Here is a 19,763-nt window from a genome sequence, read left to right as displayed (position 1 = left end):
GGAACAACATGAGCACAGTAAACGTTTACAAACAGCGCCCCGATGCGGCGCGCGCCGAGTCCCCGCTGTTTCACGCCGGTTTGCATGAGCTGGTGGGCAAGGGCAAGAGCACCGCGGGCGTCGTCCTGCGCGAGAGAAAACTGCTGGGTCACCTGACCCTGCGCGGCGATGGCCATGACGCGGCCTTTGCCAGCGCCGTACACAAGGCCACCGGCCTGGAACTGCCCGGCGCACTGGGCTTGGTGGTCAAGGGCGAAACCTCGCTGCAATGGATGGGCCCGGACGAGTGGCTGCTGATCGTGCCGAGCGGCGACGAGTTCACCGCCGAACAGAGCCTGCGCGAAGCGCTGGCCGGCCAGCACATCCAGGTGGTCAACGTCAGCGGTGGGCAGACCATTCTCGAGCTGACCGGGCCGAAAGCCCGCGAGCTGCTGATGAAGTCGTCGATCTATGACGTGCATCCCCGCAACTTCCCGGTCGGCAAGGCGGTCGGCACTACCTTCGCCAAGACCCAGCTGGTGATTCGCCGCACCGGCGAAGAGACCTGGGAGCTATTGGTGCGCCGTAGTTTCTCCGACTACATCTGGCTGTGGCTGCAAGACGCCAGCGCCGAATTCGGCCTGGCGATCAAGGCCTGACAGCAGTAGCAATCCTGTGGGAGGGGCAGGGCGGCGATCCGCTTTAGCCGCGACTGTTTTCGCGGCTAAAGCCCCTCCCACGGACGCCCGCACTGGCAACGATTACCGGGAGCCTGACCATGAGCCGTACCCCCGATACCTGGATCCTCACCGCCCACTGCCCGAGCGTGCTCGGCACCGTGGATGCGGTGACGCGCTTTCTGTTCGAGCAGAGCTGTTACGTCACCGAGCACCATTCGTTCGATGACCGCCTGTCTTCGCGCTTCTTCATTCGTGTCGAATTCCGCCAGCCGGAGGGCTTCGACGAGCAGGCCTTCCGCGCCGGTCTGGTCGAGCGTCTCGAACCCTTCGGCATGCACACCGAGCTGACCCCGCCGGGCTATCGAGCCAAGGTGGTGCTGATGGTGAGCAAGGCCGATCACTGTCTGAACGACCTGCTCTATCGCCAGCGCATCGGCCACCTGGCCATGGACGTGGTGGCGGTGGTGTCCAACCATCCCGATCTGGAACCGCTGGCACGCTGGCACGGGATTCCCTATCACCATTTCCCCCTCGACCCGAACGACAAGCCGGCGCAGGAGCGCAAGGTGATGCAGGTGATCGAGGACACCGGCGCCGAGCTGGTGGTACTCGCCCGCTACATGCAGGTGCTCTCGCCGGAACTGTGCCGCAAGCTGGATGGCTGGGCGATCAACATCCACCACTCGCTGCTACCCGGTTTCAAGGGCGCCAAGCCCTACCACCAGGCGTATGAGAAGGGCGTCAAGCTGGTCGGCGCCACCGCCCACTACATCAACAACGACCTCGACGAGGGGCCGATCGTCGCCCAGGGCGTGGAGTCGGTGGACCACGCCCACTACCCCGAAGACCTGGTTGCCAAGGGACGCGACATCGAATGCATGACCCTGGCCAAGGCGATTGGCTATCACCTTGAGCGGCGTGTATTTCTGAATGATCACCGAACAGTAATTTTGTAAAAAGTTAAAGTAAAAATTCGACCACAACATTACCTGCTAGTTTGTCGATCTACGGGTAAGTACCCAGGAAAATGGCGAAGGAGCTGTGCAGAGCACGCTGTTCACCTCTCTGCGACCCGGTCTGATACCGGTTCTGGTGATAGTCGGGATCATCTCAGGTGCGATGATTTCACCTGAGGCCGGCTTCTTCGCCGCGCCGCAGATTGGGGGAGTCGTCTACAAGAGCCTGAAGTAGTCCGACAAGCCGGGCTTCCTGTTTTAAGTTTCGAAAAGTACGGCGATGGCCACTAGCTTGGTGGCCCCGGCGACGTTGCTGGGGTGGGGACTTTCGCTCCAGGAAGTCCCGTACATGCTCGCCGAGTCCATTCGTAAAGTGAGCGACTCGATGAATGGGGCCGTGACCATATTCTCTGCGACATCCAGGTCACCTGGAATCAGCTGCGAGGTGTTCGGGCCTTGCTCCTCCTCGATGGCCCTTATGAGCTGTTGTTGCAGTGCGATGCGGAACAGTCCACTGCGACCACGCAGACAGGCTTTGCCGAAATTCAAGAAAAACTGCTGGGCAGTTAGCAGGAAAACAGGCGGCGGATCATCAGCGCAACTGCGATGTCGAGACGCACATTGGGATCGTTCAGGCTCCTTGTGGTGAGCGCTTCGAAGCGCTGCAGGCGGTAGCTCAGGGTATTGCGGTGCACGCCCAGACGCTGAGCGGCCAGCGCCAGGTTGCCGTTTTCGTGGGTCCACGCTTCCAGGGTCGGCACTAGCACCGGTTCGTGGCGCATGTCGTCGCGGATTGCCGCGCCGAGTACGTCGGCCACGAACTGGTCGAGCAAGTGGCGATCGCGGATCGCGCCGAGAAGGCGCAGCACGCCCAGTTCGGTGAAGCAGCACAGCCCCAGACGCTCAGGGATGGTCTGGGCCGCCAGCAGCGCCTCACGCGCCTCGCTGAGTCCTGTGGCAAAGCGCTCCGGACGGTGTTCCCCGGTACTCAGACCGAGAAACAGGCGTAGCGGTGCCAAATCCTTATTGGTTGCGTCCAGAAACCGTACCAGCCACTGTCGATTTCGGGCCGCGGCCTTGCTGTCCGCACATGGCACCAGGGCGATCCAGCACTCGCCCTGGGGCACCAAGGGCAGCTCTGCACCCAGCTCGCTCAAGGCCTGTTGAAGGCTGATCTGTAAACGCTGACGGTGGGCCTGCAGCTGTTGCTCGGCATCCGCGGCGGACTGGCCGGCGAACAGTGCCTCGCTGCCTTCCAGCTTGAACAGCATAATCTGCTGCGCTTTGGCCAGCGACAACTGCACGGCGTCGGCACGCTGGTGCAGCAAGTCGAGGGAGTGGTAGTCGCCTTCGAGCAGTTGCTCCAGTACATGCTGGCGCGAGCGACCGAGGATTTTCGCCTGCACCAGGGCCGTGCCGATGGCGTGCGTGACCATCACTATTTTCAGCGTGTAGGGCTGTTCCAGCAGCGGCAGTCCTAACCGGTTGGCTGCGGCTATCACCGAATCGGGGATGACATGGATGTAATTCCCTCCGGTGAGAATCACCAGGCCTGCGCACAGGCGCTCGTGGGCTTCCTGCACCAGTTGCAGCAGGTTAGCCTCGTCGCGCGGGTGGTTGATGCCGGTGACGAACACCAGCTCGCCGCCCAGAACCCACTCGGTGATGGATTCGTTTTCCGCCACGTATGACCAGCTAATCTGGTTATGTAACCAAGCCGATCCGGCACGGATCGTCAGGCTCTCCAAGCTGGGGAGGGCGAGCACGTCGGCGACGCTAAGGCTCATGCGCTGGGCGCCGCGATGCGCTGCGCTTGTGTCACGCGTCGGATTTCGTACAGGGCGATGTAGCCTAAGAAGGCAGCGGCAATACCGACGATTGGTGCGACCCAGGGTGAGAAGTAGGCACAAGCCACACCGATGGCGTAGGCGCTCAGCCCCAGCACGTTGAACTTCGGCAACCGGGCTTCGGCGAGCTTCGGGTAGCGGCCCTTATGGGCATGGAAAAAGTCGGCCATGATCACCCCGCCCAGCGGCGGAATCATCGAGCCCAGCAGGATCAGGAAGGGGATGAGCATCTCGTACATGCCGCCGATGGCCAGCAAGGTGCCGATTGCCGCGCCGCAGAGGGTGATTATCCTGCGACGGTCGGTGCGCACCAGATTGCAGCCAGCGGCGGCGAAGTTGTAGATGGTGTTGTCCTGGGTGGTCCAGATGTTCAGGAACAGCAGCACCACCGCGGCCATCGACAGCCCCTGCAGAACCAGCACTTCAACGACGTCCGGCTGCTGGTAGATGATCGCGCCATAGGCGCCGGTGACGATCATCAGGCCGTTGCCGATGAAGAAGCCGAACAGGCTGGAGAGCACCGCTACCCGGCCACTTTTGGCGAAGCGAGTCCAGTTGGTTGCTTGGATGGCGCCACTGACGAAGGTGCCGAAGATCATGGTGATGGCCATGTTCAGGCTCATACTTTCCTTCGGTTGCACGGCAAGCAGATTGTCCAGCCCGCCAATGTCGCGGGTGGCGATCCACAGCGAAATGCCCAGCAGGATCAGCATCGCAGGCACGGAGACGCGCGACAGGATATCCATGCCCTTGTAGCCGACATAGGCGGTCAGGCAGAAGCCGAAGCCGAACAGCACCATCAGCGGGATGGTCCAGTCTTCCGGCAGGCCGAGCAGCTTTACCAACACGATGGCTATCGTCGCGGTACCCCAGGCGTACCAGCCGATTTGGGTGAAGCCGAGCAGGACGTCGGACAGCTTGCTTCCCAGCTCCCCGAAGCAAAAACGCCCCATCAGTACGGAATTAAGGCCGCTGCGACAGGCGATGAAGCCGAGCACTGCTGCATACAGGCCCAGCAGGCAATTTCCTAGCACCGCTGCCCAGATCATGGTCTTGAAGTCGAACGCCAAGCCGATCTTGCCACCGGCGAACATGGTGGCGGTGAAGAAGGTGAAGCCAAACAGCAGGATGGAGGTAGACAACAGACCCTGGCGCGCGCTGGCTGGCACTTCGCTGAGGGGGAAGTCACTGTCTTTCTGAGTCATGACCGATGCTCCGGATAGGTGGGTATACGGAGTCTTTAGCGAAGGCCATGCCAAGTCCGGAATATAGCGTTTTGCATCAATCATATTGTGCAACCTGCACAATAATTTGACCGTTAATCACCATGTTTGTCAGCTATTTTTTGTCACTTTAGCTAATTTGCTTAGAGGTGGGGCAGGAAGGAAGCCGTTTGCACTTTTTCGGTAAGCCGGGCGCTGGCCGTCACAACAGGGGGGATTGACTACTTCTTCTGCTCGGGCGTGAGTGCCTTGATCTTTGGAGTTACACCCTAACGCTCCTTCTGGAGCTACTTAACCCTGCGGAGCAAGGTTGCACCCACCACCTCCAGCGAACGGTAAGCTTCTATATGGCTGCAGCCTTGTTCCAAAATAAGGGCCGCACCCTAACGTTCTAACTCGGCGAAAACGTACGTCGCTGTGTATTCATTAGACAAATCACTAACGGTAAGGACGCTCACGTGAGTTGGTGAGTTGGTGAGTCGGGATCAGTAGACCACCAGAGTGTGGGCTGTCTCCTGTGATCAGCTAGATTGGCGTCGCTAGGGAGGGCGACTCTGTACATGTGTCATCTCCGAAGGCGACGGGTGAACAGCCCAGCCAGCATTTTTGCTGATGTTCCTAGGGGAACGCCTCGCAAGCTCAGGATTCCGAGTGACATAGGTGGCGGCAGGGGACTGACGGAGAGTTGCTGCAGTCCAGCGCCAAATAAGGAATCGCTAAGCAAGGCTGTGGGTCCGAAGCCTATGTAGTCAGTACGGCGCATCAGTTCCAGCATCAGTGTGAGCGAAGCACAGCACATAACGTTTTTTGGCGCGTCTATGTCGTTGGCTGCTAACCATTTCACCAGGTGGTTGCCCATGCTCCCGTCGCTGAGGTTCAGCACCCAACTAGCGTCTTTGAGCTCTGCCCATGTTCGAGCGCTAGCCAACGGGTGATCGAGGCGGCCGGTGGGAGCCGCGTGGACGTCGGCCAGCGGTTCGAAACTCACCTCATACGGTAGATCGCCAGGGTTGGCCAGCGCTACCGCGAAGTCGAGCCGACCTTCTAGCAGGCCAGGTAGGGCTTGTGTCAGCAACCCTTCCTCGAGAGTCAGGGCGGCATCCGGCTGAATGCGGCGGAATTCAGTCAGGATCGGGGGGAGGATTGTCGCCGCCACCAACGGGGTCAAGGCGATCGCTACCCGCGCCCCGGCGCCGCCACGTAATAGACGAATTTCCTCTCGCGCCTTTTCAAGTGTTGAGTGTGCCAGGCGTGCCCGCACTAATAGTGCGTGGCCCGCGGGCGTGAAATGAATGCCCTTGTAGCTGCGTGTTAGCAGCTCTGCGCCAACATCATCTTCAAGCTCTCGCAAGGCTTTAGTTAGCGCGCTCTGGCTCAGGTTCATCGCGCGCGCAGCCGCTCGAATAGAGCCGGACTCGGCGACTTGGATGAGGGCTTTGAGTTGGTGATCCTTCATGGAGGGGTGATTCCTTTTAGTTGTCACCATGGAAAAAATACTGCCTTCCATAAAGCACTGCAAATTCTATTATCGAGCCATGAATACATTCGATCTCTACCTACCCAACGAAGCTGCGATGAAGTCATGGCGGCGCACGATTCATCAGCATCCTGAGCTCGGCTTCAGCGAGTTTGCGACAAGCCGGCTTGTGGCTGAATGCTTGGCGCAATGGGGTTACGAGGTGCATTGCGATATTGCGGTTACCGGTGTCGTAGGGACCCTGTGCTGGGGCGAGGGCGGGCCTCGGCTCGGCATACGTGCTGATATGGACGCGCTGCCGATTCAGGAGCTGACAGGCCTGCCATGGGCGAGCCTTACTCCAGGCCAAATGCATGCCTGTGGTCATGACGGTCACACCACGATGCTATTGGGCGCTGCGGAAGTATTCGCTCGCATGCACCGGGAAGGGCGCCTGCCAGGTAGCGGTACGTTGAACCTGATTTTTCAGCCCGCTGAAGAACTGGGTGGCGGAGGCGGGGCACGACGCATGCTCGATGAGGGATTGCTCGAGCGCTTCCCATGCGATGCGGTCTTCGCGATGCACAACTACCCGGGTGTCCCGACTGGCCATTTCCGCTTTCGTGCGGGAGCCTTTATGGCCTCGTCCGATAGGGTAGTAATACGTTTCAACGGTAAGGGCGGGCACGGTGCATTGCCGCACCTCGCCGTGGATCCGATGCTGCCCGCGGCAGCGACCGTACTCGCCCTGCAAACCATTGTCGGGCGCAATATTGACCCGAACGACGCTGCGGTCATCAGCGTGGGACGCATCGAGGCGGGAAAAACCTACAACGTGATCCCTGAAATGGCCGAGATGGAGTTGAGCGTGCGCGCTCTGCGACCGGAGGTGCGCGATTTGCTTGAGACGCGTATTCGCACTCTAGTTGAAGGGCAGGCGGCAGCCTTCGGCGTCGCCTGCGAAGTCCATTACGAGCGCGGTTATCCAGTCCTAGTCAACAGCGTTAGCGAAACGCACCTCGCGGCTGAGGTCGCGCGCGAACTGGTCGGCGATGCACGGGTCGTTGGTGATGCCCCACCGTTAAGCGGTAGCGAAGATTTCGCCTTTATCTTGCAGCAGGTACCAGGTTGTTACCTGCTCATCGGTAACGGCGACAACGGTTTCGGCGGTGGCGAGCACCTGGGACCTTGCAGTGTGCACAACCCCCATTACGACTTCAATGATGCCTGTTTGGTACCTGGCGCAGCCTTCTGGGTGGCGCTTGGTAAGCGGTTCTTCGGCGAATGAATCGCTTTGATCACTCAGATTAATAACAACAAGTAAGATCTATTGTGGAGATGGCAGCATGAGCAGACAACACGCAGCGCCCCTCAAGAGCCAGATTGTCGCGGCCGTGATCGGTAATGCACTGGAATGGTATGACTTCATCGTCTTTGGCTTTCTCGCCGTGGTGATTTCACGCCTGTTCTTTCCTTCCGACAGCGAATACAGTTCGTTACTCATGGCAACGGCGACATTTGGCGTCGGCTTCTTCATGCGCCCAGTCGGCGGTGTTCTGCTCGGTATTTACGCTGACCGCAGGGGGCGTAAGGCCGCACTGCAGCTGATTATCGGCATGATGACCGTATCCATCGCGCTGATTGCATTCGCCCCGCCTTACGCCGCGATTGGTGTTGCCGCGCCACTGCTCATAGTGCTTGCACGCCTGCTGCAGGGGTTCGCTACCGGCGGCGAATTCGCCAGCGCCACCTCCTTTCTGATCGAGAGTGCTCCGCCCAATCGCCGTGGACTCTATGGCTCATGGCAGATGTTCGGTCAGGGTTTAGCGGTATTCTGTGGCGCTGCCATCACTGCACTGGTTACGCGTGGACTAACACCGGAGGCGCTTGACGCCTGGGGCTGGCGCATTCCCTTCATGATAGGTCTCATCATCGGTCCAGTCGGGTTGTGGATGCGCCGTCATTTGTCGGAAACCAGTGCCTTTCTGGAGGCTCGCCAAGCACCAAAGGAAAAACAATCGCTCGCTCGTATGCTGCGTAATCACCTGCGCGAGGTGATCATCGTTATGGCGCTCACGGTATGTGGCACCGTTGGCTTCTACGTAATTCTTGTCTACATGCCGACCTTCGCGAGTCAGCAATTGAATTTGCCGCTGACCGAAGCCTTTACCGCCCAGGTTATTGCCGTCGCGCTGATGACACTCTTGATGCCGGTATTCGGGGCTCTGTCTGACCGCGTTGGCCGGAGGGTACTGATCATAGCCGCGACCGCCGGACTCCTTGTCGCCCTTTATCCGTTGTTCAGCTGGGTTCATGCGGCGCCGTCATTCGCTCGACTAATGACGATGCAAGTGGTGTTGTGCACACTGCTCGCCGTGTACTTCGGACCAATATCAGCCGTGATGGCGGAGCAATTCCCCGTTGGCGTCCGCTCTACGGGGCTCGCGCTCGCTTACAACCTCGCAGTGATGATTTTCGGCGGTTTTGCCCAGTTCATCGTGACCTGGCTGATTCACACTACAGGCCTTGCCATTGCGCCGGTGTTCTACGTGATGTTTGCCGCGGCCCTTGGCCTAGTTGCAGCCTTTTTCCTGATTGATCGCACGCACGAGGCACACCTTGCGGTCGTCGATAATGGCGACCCCGTCAAACTGGGGGTGCAGTCGACCCATACCGACGTGCCCCTCAGCCGTGAGACCACTCAAGGCCTGTAGGCGTAGGCCTTCGACTATCCGGTGGCGGAAACTGTCTAGTGAGACCTCGACGGGGCTGAAGGCAGTGAGCTGCCATCGTTAGCCTGAATGGATCCTAAGACCCTCCGCTGCCGAACTGTCGTGGCTCCACTACTCATGCAGTCCATAAGCTCTATGGCTGTAATCGATGCAGCGGGGGCAGCCCCCGCGCGAAGCATTGTCCCTTATTGAAAATGTTGAGAATAAAAACAATGAACCACATCCAAGTGATTGGTCCGCGCCTGATCGCAAGCCTGTTAGCAACCCCATTTCTTTTGATGGCTTCTGTGGTCGTGGCCGGCGTCATCGACGATAGCAAGGCCAGCCTGGAGCTTCGAAACTACTACCTGAACCGCGATTTCCGCCAGGAGTCGGCGCGCCAGGCAAAAGCTGCTGAATGGGGCCAGGGCTTCATCGCCCGGCTCGAGTCGGGCTACACCGAAGGCTCGGTAGGCGTCGGGCTCGACGCCATCGGCGAGCTTGGGATCAAGCTGGATTCCAGTCGCGATCGCCGTGGCACGGGCCTGTTGCCGTTCAGTCCCACCAGCAAAGAACCGGTGGACGACTATAGCGAGCTGGGCTTGACCGCGAAACTGCGCGCGTCGAAGAGCGTGCTACGTCTAGGCACCTTGCAACCATGGCTGCCGATTGCCATCTACAACGACACCCGCCTGCTCCCTTCGACTTTCCAGGGTGGCATGTTCACTTTCCAGGAGGTGGAGGGTCTGACTGTCGACGCTGGCCGCCTGACCCGCAGCAATCTGCGCGACTCTTCAGGGCGCGACGAGATCGGCTTAGGCAGTACCTCTAGCGACGCCTTTGACTTTGTCGGGGGTAGCTACGCGATCAATCCGCAGCTCGCCATCAGTTACTACTATGGTCAGCTCGACGAGATCTACCGCCAGCAATTTATCGGTCTGGTGCATAACCAATCACTGCCCAGCGGTTTCAGCCTGCGCAGCGATATCCGTTACTTCGAGAGTCGCGGCGATGGCAGTCAGCGTGCGGGTGAGATCGACAACCGCAATCTCAATGGCATATTCAGTATCAGCCATGGCGGCCACAAGGTCAGCGCGGCCTGGCAAACCCTATCCGGCAATAGTGCCTTTCCCTACCTCAACGGCGGGGCGGCCTACGTCGTCAACCTGGTGACCCTGAATGACTTCACCCGCGCCGAGGAGGACTCCTGGCAACTACGATATGACTATGACTTCATCGCCCAGGGTATTCCCGGACTGACATTCATGACCCGTTATGTCGATGGCCGCAATGCCAGGACCGCGACGACTAGCAGAGGCCAGGAGTGGGAGCGCGATACCGATCTGGCCTACGTCGTGCAGAGTGGTAGCCTGAAGGGGTTGAGTCTGCGCTGGAGGAACGTGAGTTTCAGGTCTGGTAATGGACTCGCAACGGATATAGATGAGAATCGCCTGATTCTGGGTTACACCTTAGCGCTCTGGTGAGCCTCACAGCTTGCCGGAACTAATAGCGAGCTGGCAGTTATTTTGGGGGATAAAAGCGCACCCACTGCTCTACTCCCGGTCTACAGCACACGGCGTTTAAGGTATGAATGGCGATGATTAGGCTGCGCCGAAAGCGCGATGTCTTCACGCCTAATTCCCTTGATCCGATTAGGACAAAATTCTACTTCTGACGAGCACTGATTTCAGGGGGGATTACCCTACGATCTCTGCTCGTGGGCTACCAGCGCACCGTAAGGAAGTGCATCTTCAAATGACTTGGCATCTTTCCTGATTGGACGCACTACGACTTGGCGTGTGCAAATGGGCATTTATGGGGTGTCAGAAGTTGAGCAGAAATTGTGCATGACTGAATCAGAGGGCAGTGATAACAGTATGCTTGCGCCACTCCATCATCGGCGCCACGGAGAAGCGGCGGCAGACAGGCGGGTGGTCTTGGCGCAGAGGTTCGAGGTGATCTTGGGACATCTTGGGTGGTCTTGTTTCAGCGGGCTCGGGAGGTTCGCGTTATTAGTGTTCAGCAGGCAGCCAAGGCGCCGCACCGATAACGGGGTGGCAAATTTATCAGGTATGTCGGCTGGGCGAGCAGGGCATGCTGGGCGGCTTTATTGGCTGATCGGCCATATCGCCGTGGGTTTGTCAGCCCATTCGCTTGGACTTTGTACGGTTACCGCTACTTCCAAAGCACTATTGCCCTTCAGTTAGCGAGTGTTTGATGCTGGAGTGCCGAAACCTGCCAGAGTCGAGTCTAGCTATGCCTGCCGTCTGCACCTTGCCGTCGCTCACTGTTGCCCAGCCGGAATGTCGGCAGTTGGCCAGCGGGCTGCAGGTGGCCATGCTCAGCCTGCCGGGTGCAGCCAAGGCGGCGATCAGCGTGCGGGTTGCGGTGGGCAGCCATGATGAGCCGGCGGATTACCCAGGCATGGCACATTTTCTCGAGCACCTGCTGTTTCTCGGCAGCAGTGGTTATGCCGTCGAACAGAGTCTGATGGCGTTCGTGCAGGCCTGCGGCGGGCAGGTCAATGCCTCGACCCAGGCGCGTCACACCGATTATTTCTGCGAGGTGCCGGCCGATCGGCTCGACGAGGCCTTGGCTCGCTTGCTCGATATGCTGGTCCATCCGCTGCTGGATGAGGCGGCGCAGTTGCGCGAGCGCGAGGTGGTGCATGCCGAGTTCCTCGCCCGCGGCCAGGACCCCGAGACCCTGGTGGCGGTGGCGCTGGGTCAAGCGTTGCCGAGCGGGCACCGCTTCGCGGCTTTTCAGGCCGGCAACCGTCACACCCTGGCCGTCGAGCAGGCCGCATTTCAGCAGGCGCTGCGGGCGTTTCACCGGCGCTTCTACCAGGCCGGACAACTGTCGCTGATGGTGGTTGGCCCGCAGGCATCCGCTGAGTTGGATAAGCTGGTCCAGCGTCACGGCGCGGCGTTGCCGGGGCGAGGCCACCAGCGGCAGTCGTCCCCGGCAGCGTTGTTACCGCTGAGCGTGCAGCAGTTGCGCATGACCCTGCCTGGCGGTGCACCCTCCCTGCAGTTGGGCTTCGCGCTTGAGTGGTCAGCGCCAGGTGCGGACGCCGCCCTGGATTTTCTGCAGACCTGGCTGCGCTCTGAGGCGCCGGGCGGTTTGCTCGCCTGCCTGCGCGAGGCGCAGCTGTGCCAAGGGCTGCAGGTTCGGCTGGTGTACCGCTACGCCGACCAGGCCATGTTGCTGCTGAGCTTTGCTGGCGTCGATGAGGCGGGCGCAACCGAGGCAACGATTGTGGCCGCCGTGCTGGGCTGGTTGGGGTTCTTTGCTGCTGCCGGTCAGCACGAGACTTTGTACGAACGCTATCGCGCAATTCAGGGCCAGCGCCTGCACAGCTTGCAGGCACTGGCCCTGGCGCGTCACTGGCAGGATTGTCTGGCGGCTGACTGGAGTCCGGGCGCTGGCCTGAGTGGGGCGGGGCAGGCCGCCGTGGCGGGGCTGCTGGAACAGATGCAGGACGCCCGGCGTCTGCTGCGATTGTTCGGCAGTACCCGGCCAGCGCCCAGTTGGCCGGCGCCTGGCTTTGCCTTGCAGATGGAGGCGACGCCGCCAGTGAGCGCAGCGCCTTGCACCTGGGCGTGGCAGTTGCCGCCGGCCAATCCATTTCTCTTTGCTGCAGCCGCCGCAACACCAGCCCTAGGCATAACGGCCCGGGTGCGTTGGGTGCCAGCGCTCGCCACGGGGGAGGGGGTGCAAGCCACGCTCTATTGGCGCTGCTGGCTGGCCGAGCGGGTCGACGCTGGCGAATTGCAGGCGCTGTTACGGATGGCTCTGCGAACCCTCGCAGTCGAGGCGGCAGAGGTCGGGGTCGTACTGCAATTGTCCGCTGAGGACGATGGCTGGCAACTGTCGCTGCAAGGGACTGCCGGCTTGTTGCCTGTGGTCGTGCCACCGGTGCTGGCAGCGCTGCTTGATCCTGCGCCCGGCGCCTGGCGACAAGGGCCGCGCGAGGCCCGGCAGGCTGCCATTCAGGCGCAAGCCGAGATGCCTTTCAGGCAGCTGCTCGCACGCTTGCCCGAGTTGTTCGCAGCGCCCAGGCGCGAGTGCGCCGGGTTGACCGCGCAACGCCTGCATGAGTGCTACCGGCAGGCGCGGTTTGACGGTCTGGGCGTGGGAATGGATCCTACCGGCCAAGCCGAGATCGAACGAGTGTTCCGCTCGGTCGCGCCGCTGAACACGCCAGAACCGCCGGCAATGGGCCCCGCTGGGCGTTACTGGCAAGACGCCGCGATCGACTGCAGCGAGGCGGCGTTGCTGCTGTTCTGCCCGTTGCCGACCCTGGATGCAGAGACCGAGGCCGCTTGGCGATTGCTCGCGCAGTGCTGTCAGGGCGCGTTTTACCGGCGTCTGCGCAGCGAATTGCAACTGGGCTATGCGGTGTATTGCGGATTCCGTCAGGTGCAGGCACATCGCGGCATTTTGTTTGCCGTGCAGTCGCCGCATGCCTCGGCGGAGCAAATCCTTGAGCATATCGAGGCTTTTCTCCAGTCCCAGGGCGAGCGCCTGGGCGCCTTGGATGATCAGGCACTGGCGCTGATCGTCGCCGAGCTGCGTCGACAGGCGCCCAGTAGCCCGCAGGATCTGGCCGAGCAGTACTGGCAAGCGCACCTGGCCGGTTTGCCAGCGGCACACGAGACCGCCGTATTGCAGGCCCTGGCCATGCTCGAACGGCCGCAGTTGCTGGCCGCGCATCGTCAGCTGAGCCAGGTCCAGGGCAGTTGGCGAGTGCTGGCCACTGCCGTCAAGCCGGCGGCGGGCTGGTCATCACCCGGCTGATCGACTGCGCCGCTTCTTCCTTCTCTTAGCCACTCTCAGGTCTATCGTCGATCAGGCGAACAGGTCCGCGTGCGCTCGGCGTAAAGGCCTACGACCTTTGGCGTGCTCCGGGGTATGGCCGGGTCTTACGTCTAATTGTGCGCGCCGCTGAGTCCGGCCAAAGCAGCAGTTATCCAGCGCTATAGCAGCGTATGGCCGGGCGCCATGCTTTTCGATAATCGCCTCCGACACGACTGACCTTGCGGTCATTCCCACAAGCGGAGAGCGTTATGCACAACAAGAAGATCGCCAATACCCGATTCCTGCCCCTGGCTCTGACTGCCGCCGTAGCCCTGGCAACAGCCCAGCAAGCGGCCGCGGAAATCGTCCTGTATGACCAGGACGGCACCACCTTTTCTACCGACGGTTACGTCAACGCCTTCTATGTGAACAGCGATGTCGATCGCGAGGGCGAACAGTTCGACCGCCGCCAGGCACGGGTGAAGATGGGCTTCCTGCCCAACTGGATCGGCTTCAATTTCGGCAAGCAGATCGACGACCTCAAGGTCAGTGGCCGCTCTTCGTTCTGGGTGACGATCAACGACAGTGAATCCAATGGCACTGCCACCGCCATCGACGTCCGCCAGTTCTACGGTACCGTCACCAGCCCTGAGTGGGGCGAAGTGCTGGTGGGTAAGGACTTCGGTCTGTTCTCGCGTTCGAACATCTTCCGCGACGAGATGCTGGCCGGCTATGGCAACGTCAGCGATACCCTGGGTCTGGTTGATGGCGGCGGCGTATCGTTCGGCAATATTGGCACCGGTTACCCGTACCCGTTCCCGACCGCACAGATCACCTACCGCAACAACGGTCTGGCCGAAGGTCTGAATCTTGCCGTTGGCATCATGGATCCGGTGGACACCAGTGACGATGGCGCCGGCAAGTCCTATCAGGATCAGCCGCGCTTCGAGTCCGAAATCAGCTACCAGTTCGATCTTGGCGGCGCGACCATCTATTCCTGGCTCAATGGGGCCTACCAGTCCTCGGAAAGCACCGACAACAGCGTCGACACCGTGACTTCACAGGGCGTCGGCTATGGCGTTCAGGCCAAGATGGGCGGTGTTTCCCTGACTGCTTCGGGCTTCCAGGCTGAAGGCATGAACCCCTTCTTCACCAACAACGCCGGTGAGCCGACCCTGCGTGAAATCGATAGCGACGGCTACTTGCTTCAGGGCTCCTACACCTTCGGCAAGAACCGCGTGGCGCTGTCCTATGGCAAGACCGAGGACGACGGCAACGGGCTGGGTACTGCGGCAGACTACGAAACCCGTGGCGTCGCCTACTTCCGCACCATCAACGACAACCTCAAGCTGGTTGCCGAATACAACCAGTACCAGATCGATGCCGCGACCGGCAGTGGTCTGAATGAAGACACCGACACCTTCGCCGTCGGTGCCGTGCTGAACTGGTAATTCGTGCGGTGAAACAACCGGACAGGGCAAGCCTGTCCGGTTTTTATTTGTAGGCGCCAGTGGGTTGTCTGGGGTCTGGTGCCCTTGATGGAGGTGTAAATGCTGATCGATAGCCTGGATTTGTTGCCGATTCTGCTTCCGGTAACCGCTTTGTTCCTCGCCCTGCCGATTGTGCTGATGCGCTGCCTCTGAGTGCAGCGTACTTACCCAAGGCTCATGAAAGGATGCCCCGATGCTAGGGATATGGAGTGATTCGGCGGCTGATTACCTGCTGATCCTGACCGTCGCGACCACGCTGGTCTTTGCTTTACCGATCTTTCTCGTTCCGCTGACCTGGGCCCGGTTGATGGGGTGGCAGATACCCACGCAGACTGACCTGACGGTGTATTTTGGCCGCTGTCTGGGTGCATTTATCCTGATCCTCGAAGCCGTGATGCTGCGCGCCGCCCTGACGGGTGAAGCCATTCACATGGTTTTTGAACTGCTCGCCGCCACGGCGCTGATGATGATCGTGGTGCACGTCTATGGCGCCTTGCGGCATATCCAGCCGCTCAGCGAGACGCTGGAAATCGCCTTCTACGCCGGATTAATGTTGCTGACCCTGCTGTTCTGGCCATTGTCCGCCTGATGCTGTGGTGTACCGCTACTTAGGGAGTAGGCCGGCGCGACTCAAGTGGCATGGGGCATAAGCGGAGAGCTTCGTAGAATCATCCCATGACAGCTGGGTTTTTTATTGGGGCAAGCTATGCAGCAGGAACGGACCGAAGGCGTCGTCACCGCGACCTCGAGTGCCACGGATGTGGAGTTGGTGGCACAGGAACTGGCACGCCAGCTGATTCACCCGCACTTGGGCTTCGTGCTGTTCTTCTGTTCGGCGGAATACGATCTGGAAAGCCTCGGTGAGGCCCTGGATCAGTACTTCGGCGGCATCAACCTGATCGGCTGTACCAGCGCCGGGGAAATCACCCCCCAGGGCTACGGCCGCGGCTGCGTCAGTGCGGTGGGTTTCGATCACCGCAGCTTCTCGATCTCCAGTGCATTGATCGACGAAATGGAGCGTTTCAGCCTGATCGACGCCCAGCAGTTGGTCGAACGCCTGGCCAAGGATTGCCGCAACAACGAGCTGGCTTCGATCAAGGGCCACAGCTTCGCCCTGACCCTGCTCGATGGTTTGTCCAGCCGCGAGGAGGTGGTGCTCGGCGCACTCAGTGCGGCATTCGGCAGCATCCCGCATTTCGGCGGCTCGGCCGGCGACGACAACCACCTGACCCACACCCATGTCTACTACGGCGGCCAGTTCCATACCGGCGCGGCGGTGGTGGTGCTGTTCAATACCTGGCTGGATTTCGAGGTGTTCAGCACCCATCACATCGAACCCTGCGCCGAGAAACTGGTGGTGACCCGGGCCGACAGCACCAGCCGGCGCGTGTTCGAACTGAACGCGGCACCGGCTGCGCAGGAATACGCCGAGTTGATCGGCGTGCCGCTGGAGGCCCTCGATCACCGGGTGTTCGCCGCCAATCCCCTGGCCGTGCGGATCAGCGACCAGTACTACGTGCGCTCGATCCAGCGGGTCAATGACGACCTCAGTTTGAGTTTCTATTGTGCGGTGGAGAACGGCATCGTCCTTACCGCCATGCGTCCCGGGCCACTATTGCCCAACCTGGAAAGCCTGTTCGACGGTCTGCGCGAGCGCCTCGGCCCCTTGCTGCTGACCATCGGCTGCGATTGTTTTCTGCGGCGCCTGGAGATCGAGGACGACGGCGGGGTCGAGCCAGTCTCGGCCTTCCTGCGTAGCCAGCAAGTCATAGGGTTCAATACCTACGGGGAGCAGTTCAATGGTATGCACATCAACCAAACCTTCACCGGAGTCGCCATTGGCCGTCCCGGTCGAGGCTGATGTCGCCGAGCTGCAAGCCCGTTGCGCGGCGCTGGAAAGGGATAACCACAAGCTCAAGCGGATCAACAGCGCGCTGATCGAGCGGGTCGAGTCGGTCCACTCGCGCGGTGACGACGCCTATGCGGCCTTCCAGCACTCGGTGGTGCTCGCCGAACAGGTGCGCGAGCGCACCGATGCCTTGAACCAGGCCATGGCCGAGCTGAAGTCCAGCAACCAGTTGCTCAGCGATGCGCGGCTGCGTGCGGAAACCGCTCACCAGCACCTGATCGATGCCATCGAGAGCATCTCCGATGGCTTCGTGCTGTTCGACAGCGAGCAACGCATCGTGTTGTTCAACAGCCGCTTCAAATCATTATGGGCGCACAGCCGCGCGCGCATCGGTGCCGGTACCCGCTTGGCGGAGATCAAGCGCCTGAGCAAGAGTACCGGCCTGGTGGTCGAGGAGCAGCGCGGCAATCGCGACGAGCACATGCTCTACCGCCTGCGCGATGGCCGCTGGGTGCAGGTCAGCGAACGGCCGACCCGCGAGGGCGGCCTGGTGATCCTCTACACCGACATCACCGAGGTCAAGCTCAACGAGACCCTGCGCCGCGAACAGGCCCTGGCGCAGAAGTCGCGGCTGCTGCAGCGCGCGGTCGACAACCTGTCGCAGGGCATGGCCATGGTCAATGCCGAGGGCCATCTGGAGCTGTGGAACCACCGCTTCCTCGACCTCTGCGGGCTGGCGCCGATCAACGCGCACCGGCCCTTCGCCGAGGTAATGGCCGACAGCGAGTTGCAACTGCTGACCCCCGCCAGTCGCGATGCCAACGGCAAGTCCATCGAGGAGCTGGAGCTGCGCCTGTACGACGGCCGCATGCTCGAGGTACGCACCCATCCGCTGCCCACCGGCGGCTTCGTCAACACCTTCACCGACATCACCGAGCGCTATCGGCATGCCGAAGCCCTGAGCGAAAGCGAACGCTGGATCCGCCTGATCACCGACCACGTGCCGGCGCTGATCGCCTACCTCAACGCCGATCTGGTCTACGACTTCACCAACAAGGTCTACGAGGAATGGTACTGCTGGCCCCGTGGCGCGATGCTCGGCCAGAGCCTGCGCGAGGTGCACAATGAAGAGCACTGCCGGCGCCTGGAGCCCTACATCGAGCGGGCCTTGTCCGGCGAGAGCGTGACCTTCGAGGTCGCGGAAACCAACCACCACGGCCAGGAACGCTTCATGTTGCGCTCCTATGTACCCAATCGTCAGGCCAGTGGCGAGGTGGTCGGCATCTTCGTGCTGATCCGTGACATTACCGAGCGCCGGCGCACCGCCGAGGCGTTGCATCAGGCCTACCAGCACCTGGAGCAGCGGGTCCGCGAACGCACCGCCGAACTCACCGACCTGAATGCCCAGCTACGCAGTGAAATCGACGAGCGTACGCAGATGGAAGCGCGCTTGCGCGAAGCCAAGGGCGAGGCCGAACAGGCCAACCTGTCGAAGACCAAATTCCTCGCCGCGGTCAGCCACGACCTGCTGCAACCCTTGAACGCCGCCCGGCTGTTTACCAGCGCGTTGCTGGAAAAACGCGAACTGGCCGACAGCGCGGCCCTGGTGCGCAACGTCAGCAATTCCCTGGAGGACGTGGAAAGCCTGCTCGGCACCCTGGTCGATATATCCAAGCTGGATGCTGGGGTGATCAAGCCGGATATCGCCCCCTTCGCGGTCAGCGAACTGCTGGAAAACCTCGCCGCCGAATACCACCAGATCGCCGGCAGCGAAGGCCTGCGCCTGGATTTCATTGCCAGCTCGGCGCTGGTGCGCAGCGACATCCAGTTGCTCGCGCGGATCCTGCGCAACCTGCTGAGCAACGCCATCCGCTACACCACCAGCGGGCGCATCCTGCTCGGTTGCCGGCGCCGCCGGCATAGCCTGTCGATCGAGGTCTGGGACACCGGCATCGGCATCGCCGAGGACAAGCTCGGCGAGATCTTCCAGGAGTTCAAGCGCGGCGACGTGACCCACCGCAAGCAGGATCGCGGCCTCGGCCTGGGCCTGGCCATCGTCGACAAGATCGCGCGCATGCTCGGCCACCGTATCCGCGTGTACTCGCACTTGGGCCAGGGCTCGATGTTCGCCATCGAAGTCCCGCTGACCACCCTCGCGCCCAAGGCTCGGGTGCGGCATGACACACCCGACCTGCTACTCGAGCGCCTCAGTGGTTCGCGCATCTGGGTGCTGGATAACGACGCGGCGATCTGCGCCGGCATGCGTACCCTACTGGAAGCCTGGGGCTGTCAGGTGGTCACCGCGCTGTGCGAAGAAGACCTGGCGCGCCAGGTCGACAACTACCACGCCGAGGCCGACCTGCTGATCGCCGACTACCATCTCGACGACGGCCACAACGGCGTCGATGCCGTGGCCCTGATCAACGCCAGGCGCAGCACGCCGTTACCGGCACTGATGATCACGGCCAACTACAGCAACGAGCTCAAGCAGCAGATGCGCGCCCTGGGCCACACCCTGATGCACAAGCCGGTACGGCCGATGAAGCTGAAGACCGCGATGAGCCACCTGCTGGAGCGGGGCGGGCAGGGGGGATAGGGGCAATCAACCAAGGGATTTCACGTGGTCGTGGTGAGCAGCGAGACTGTCGCAACAGGCGAGTCCTGCTGCGCAGCAAGGCCGATAACAATCTTTATCCGCGTGATCGATTGAGCGCTTGGCCCCCCGCTGCGTGAGCTGGGCTCTACCCCATTAACGCGGACACTTTCGAGTAA

The 19,763-nt window shown here is 61.1% G+C and carries 14 protein-coding genes and 1 pseudogene; 10 read left to right on the top strand and 5 right to left on the bottom strand.

The annotated features are described in order from the left end of the window. The first annotated feature begins 8 nt into the window (after window positions 1-8). Window positions 9-638, top strand: coding sequence for a sarcosine oxidase subunit gamma (locus LJY18_RS18565; protein ID WP_238043344.1), 630 nt, complete (start codon window positions 9-11; stop codon window positions 636-638). Between the two features lie 119 nt (window positions 639-757). Continuing rightward, window positions 758-1,615, top strand: a complete 858-nt coding sequence (gene purU / locus LJY18_RS18560) for a formyltetrahydrofolate deformylase (protein WP_238043342.1) — start codon at window positions 758-760, stop codon at window positions 1,613-1,615. Window positions 1,616-1,873: 258 nt separating this feature from the next. Here the strand turns inward: purU and LJY18_RS18555 are convergent, their stop codons facing one another. From LJY18_RS18555 to LJY18_RS18535, 5 genes and pseudogenes are all read right to left on the bottom strand, one after another. Further along, window positions 1,874-2,164, bottom strand: a complete 291-nt coding sequence (locus LJY18_RS18555; protein WP_238043341.1) for a hypothetical protein — start codon at window positions 2,162-2,164, stop codon at window positions 1,874-1,876. Between the two features lie 17 nt (window positions 2,165-2,181). Beyond that, complete coding sequence (locus LJY18_RS18550; RefSeq protein ID WP_238043340.1) at window positions 2,182-3,402, bottom strand: PucR family transcriptional regulator; 1,221 nt, start codon at window positions 3,400-3,402, stop codon at window positions 2,182-2,184. Further along, on the bottom strand, window positions 3,399-4,667 hold the full coding sequence (codB, locus tag LJY18_RS18545; RefSeq protein ID WP_238043339.1) for a cytosine permease: 1,269 nt from the start codon (window positions 4,665-4,667) through the stop codon (window positions 3,399-3,401). The genes LJY18_RS18550 and codB overlap by 4 nt, the downstream gene beginning before the upstream one ends. Before the next feature lie 290 nt (window positions 4,668-4,957). Beyond that, a pseudogene (locus LJY18_RS18540) lies at window positions 4,958-5,112 on the bottom strand (IS3 family transposase); the annotation flags it as partial. Window positions 5,113-5,250: 138 nt separating this feature from the next. Then, complete coding sequence (locus LJY18_RS18535) at window positions 5,251-6,141, bottom strand: LysR substrate-binding domain-containing protein (RefSeq protein WP_238043338.1); 891 nt, start codon at window positions 6,139-6,141, stop codon at window positions 5,251-5,253. A gap of 79 nt (window positions 6,142-6,220) precedes the next feature. Between LJY18_RS18535 and LJY18_RS18530 the strand changes: the two genes are divergently transcribed. From LJY18_RS18530 to nahK, 8 genes are all read left to right on the top strand, one after another. Further along, window positions 6,221-7,429, top strand: a complete 1,209-nt coding sequence (locus tag LJY18_RS18530) for a M20 aminoacylase family protein (protein WP_238043417.1) — start codon at window positions 6,221-6,223, stop codon at window positions 7,427-7,429. A 58-nt stretch (window positions 7,430-7,487) separates the two neighbouring features. Then, window positions 7,488-8,855, top strand: coding sequence for an MFS transporter (locus LJY18_RS18525; RefSeq protein ID WP_238043336.1), 1,368 nt, complete (start codon window positions 7,488-7,490; stop codon window positions 8,853-8,855). Between the two features lie 230 nt (window positions 8,856-9,085). Next, window positions 9,086-10,336 carry an OprD family porin gene (locus tag LJY18_RS18520; RefSeq protein WP_238043415.1) on the top strand — a complete coding sequence of 417 codons (1,251 nt, stop codon included), beginning with the start codon at window positions 9,086-9,088 and terminating at the stop codon, window positions 10,334-10,336. 772 nt (window positions 10,337-11,108) lie between these two features. Beyond that, on the top strand, window positions 11,109-13,652 hold the full coding sequence (gene pqqF / locus LJY18_RS18515) for a pyrroloquinoline quinone biosynthesis protein PqqF (RefSeq protein ID WP_238043334.1): 2,544 nt from the start codon (window positions 11,109-11,111) through the stop codon (window positions 13,650-13,652). Between the two features lie 269 nt (window positions 13,653-13,921). Continuing rightward, a complete protein-coding gene (locus LJY18_RS18510; protein ID WP_238043332.1) occupies window positions 13,922-15,103 on the top strand; it encodes a porin in 1,182 nt (393 codons plus the stop codon). 232 nt (window positions 15,104-15,335) lie between these two features. After that, window positions 15,336-15,731 (top strand): hypothetical protein, encoded by a 396-nt coding sequence (locus LJY18_RS18505; protein ID WP_238043330.1) that lies wholly within the window; start codon window positions 15,336-15,338, stop codon window positions 15,729-15,731. 117 nt (window positions 15,732-15,848) lie between these two features. Next, window positions 15,849-17,003, top strand: a complete 1,155-nt coding sequence (gene nosP, locus LJY18_RS18500) for a nitric oxide-sensing protein NosP (protein ID WP_238043329.1) — start codon at window positions 15,849-15,851, stop codon at window positions 17,001-17,003. Then, window positions 16,942-19,587: a hybrid sensor histidine kinase/response regulator NahK/ErcS' gene (gene nahK / locus LJY18_RS18495; RefSeq protein WP_238043326.1), complete on the top strand. Its 2,646-nt coding sequence runs from the start codon at window positions 16,942-16,944 to the stop codon at window positions 19,585-19,587. The genes nosP and nahK overlap by 62 nt, the downstream gene beginning before the upstream one ends. Window positions 19,588-19,763 lie beyond the last annotated feature (176 nt).

It is taken from the genome of Pseudomonas sp. MMS21 TM103 (assembly GCF_022132145.1).
In the GTDB taxonomy this organism is placed as follows: domain Bacteria; phylum Pseudomonadota; class Gammaproteobacteria; order Pseudomonadales; family Pseudomonadaceae; genus Aquipseudomonas.
This window is presented reverse-complemented; position numbering and strand designations above follow the sequence as displayed.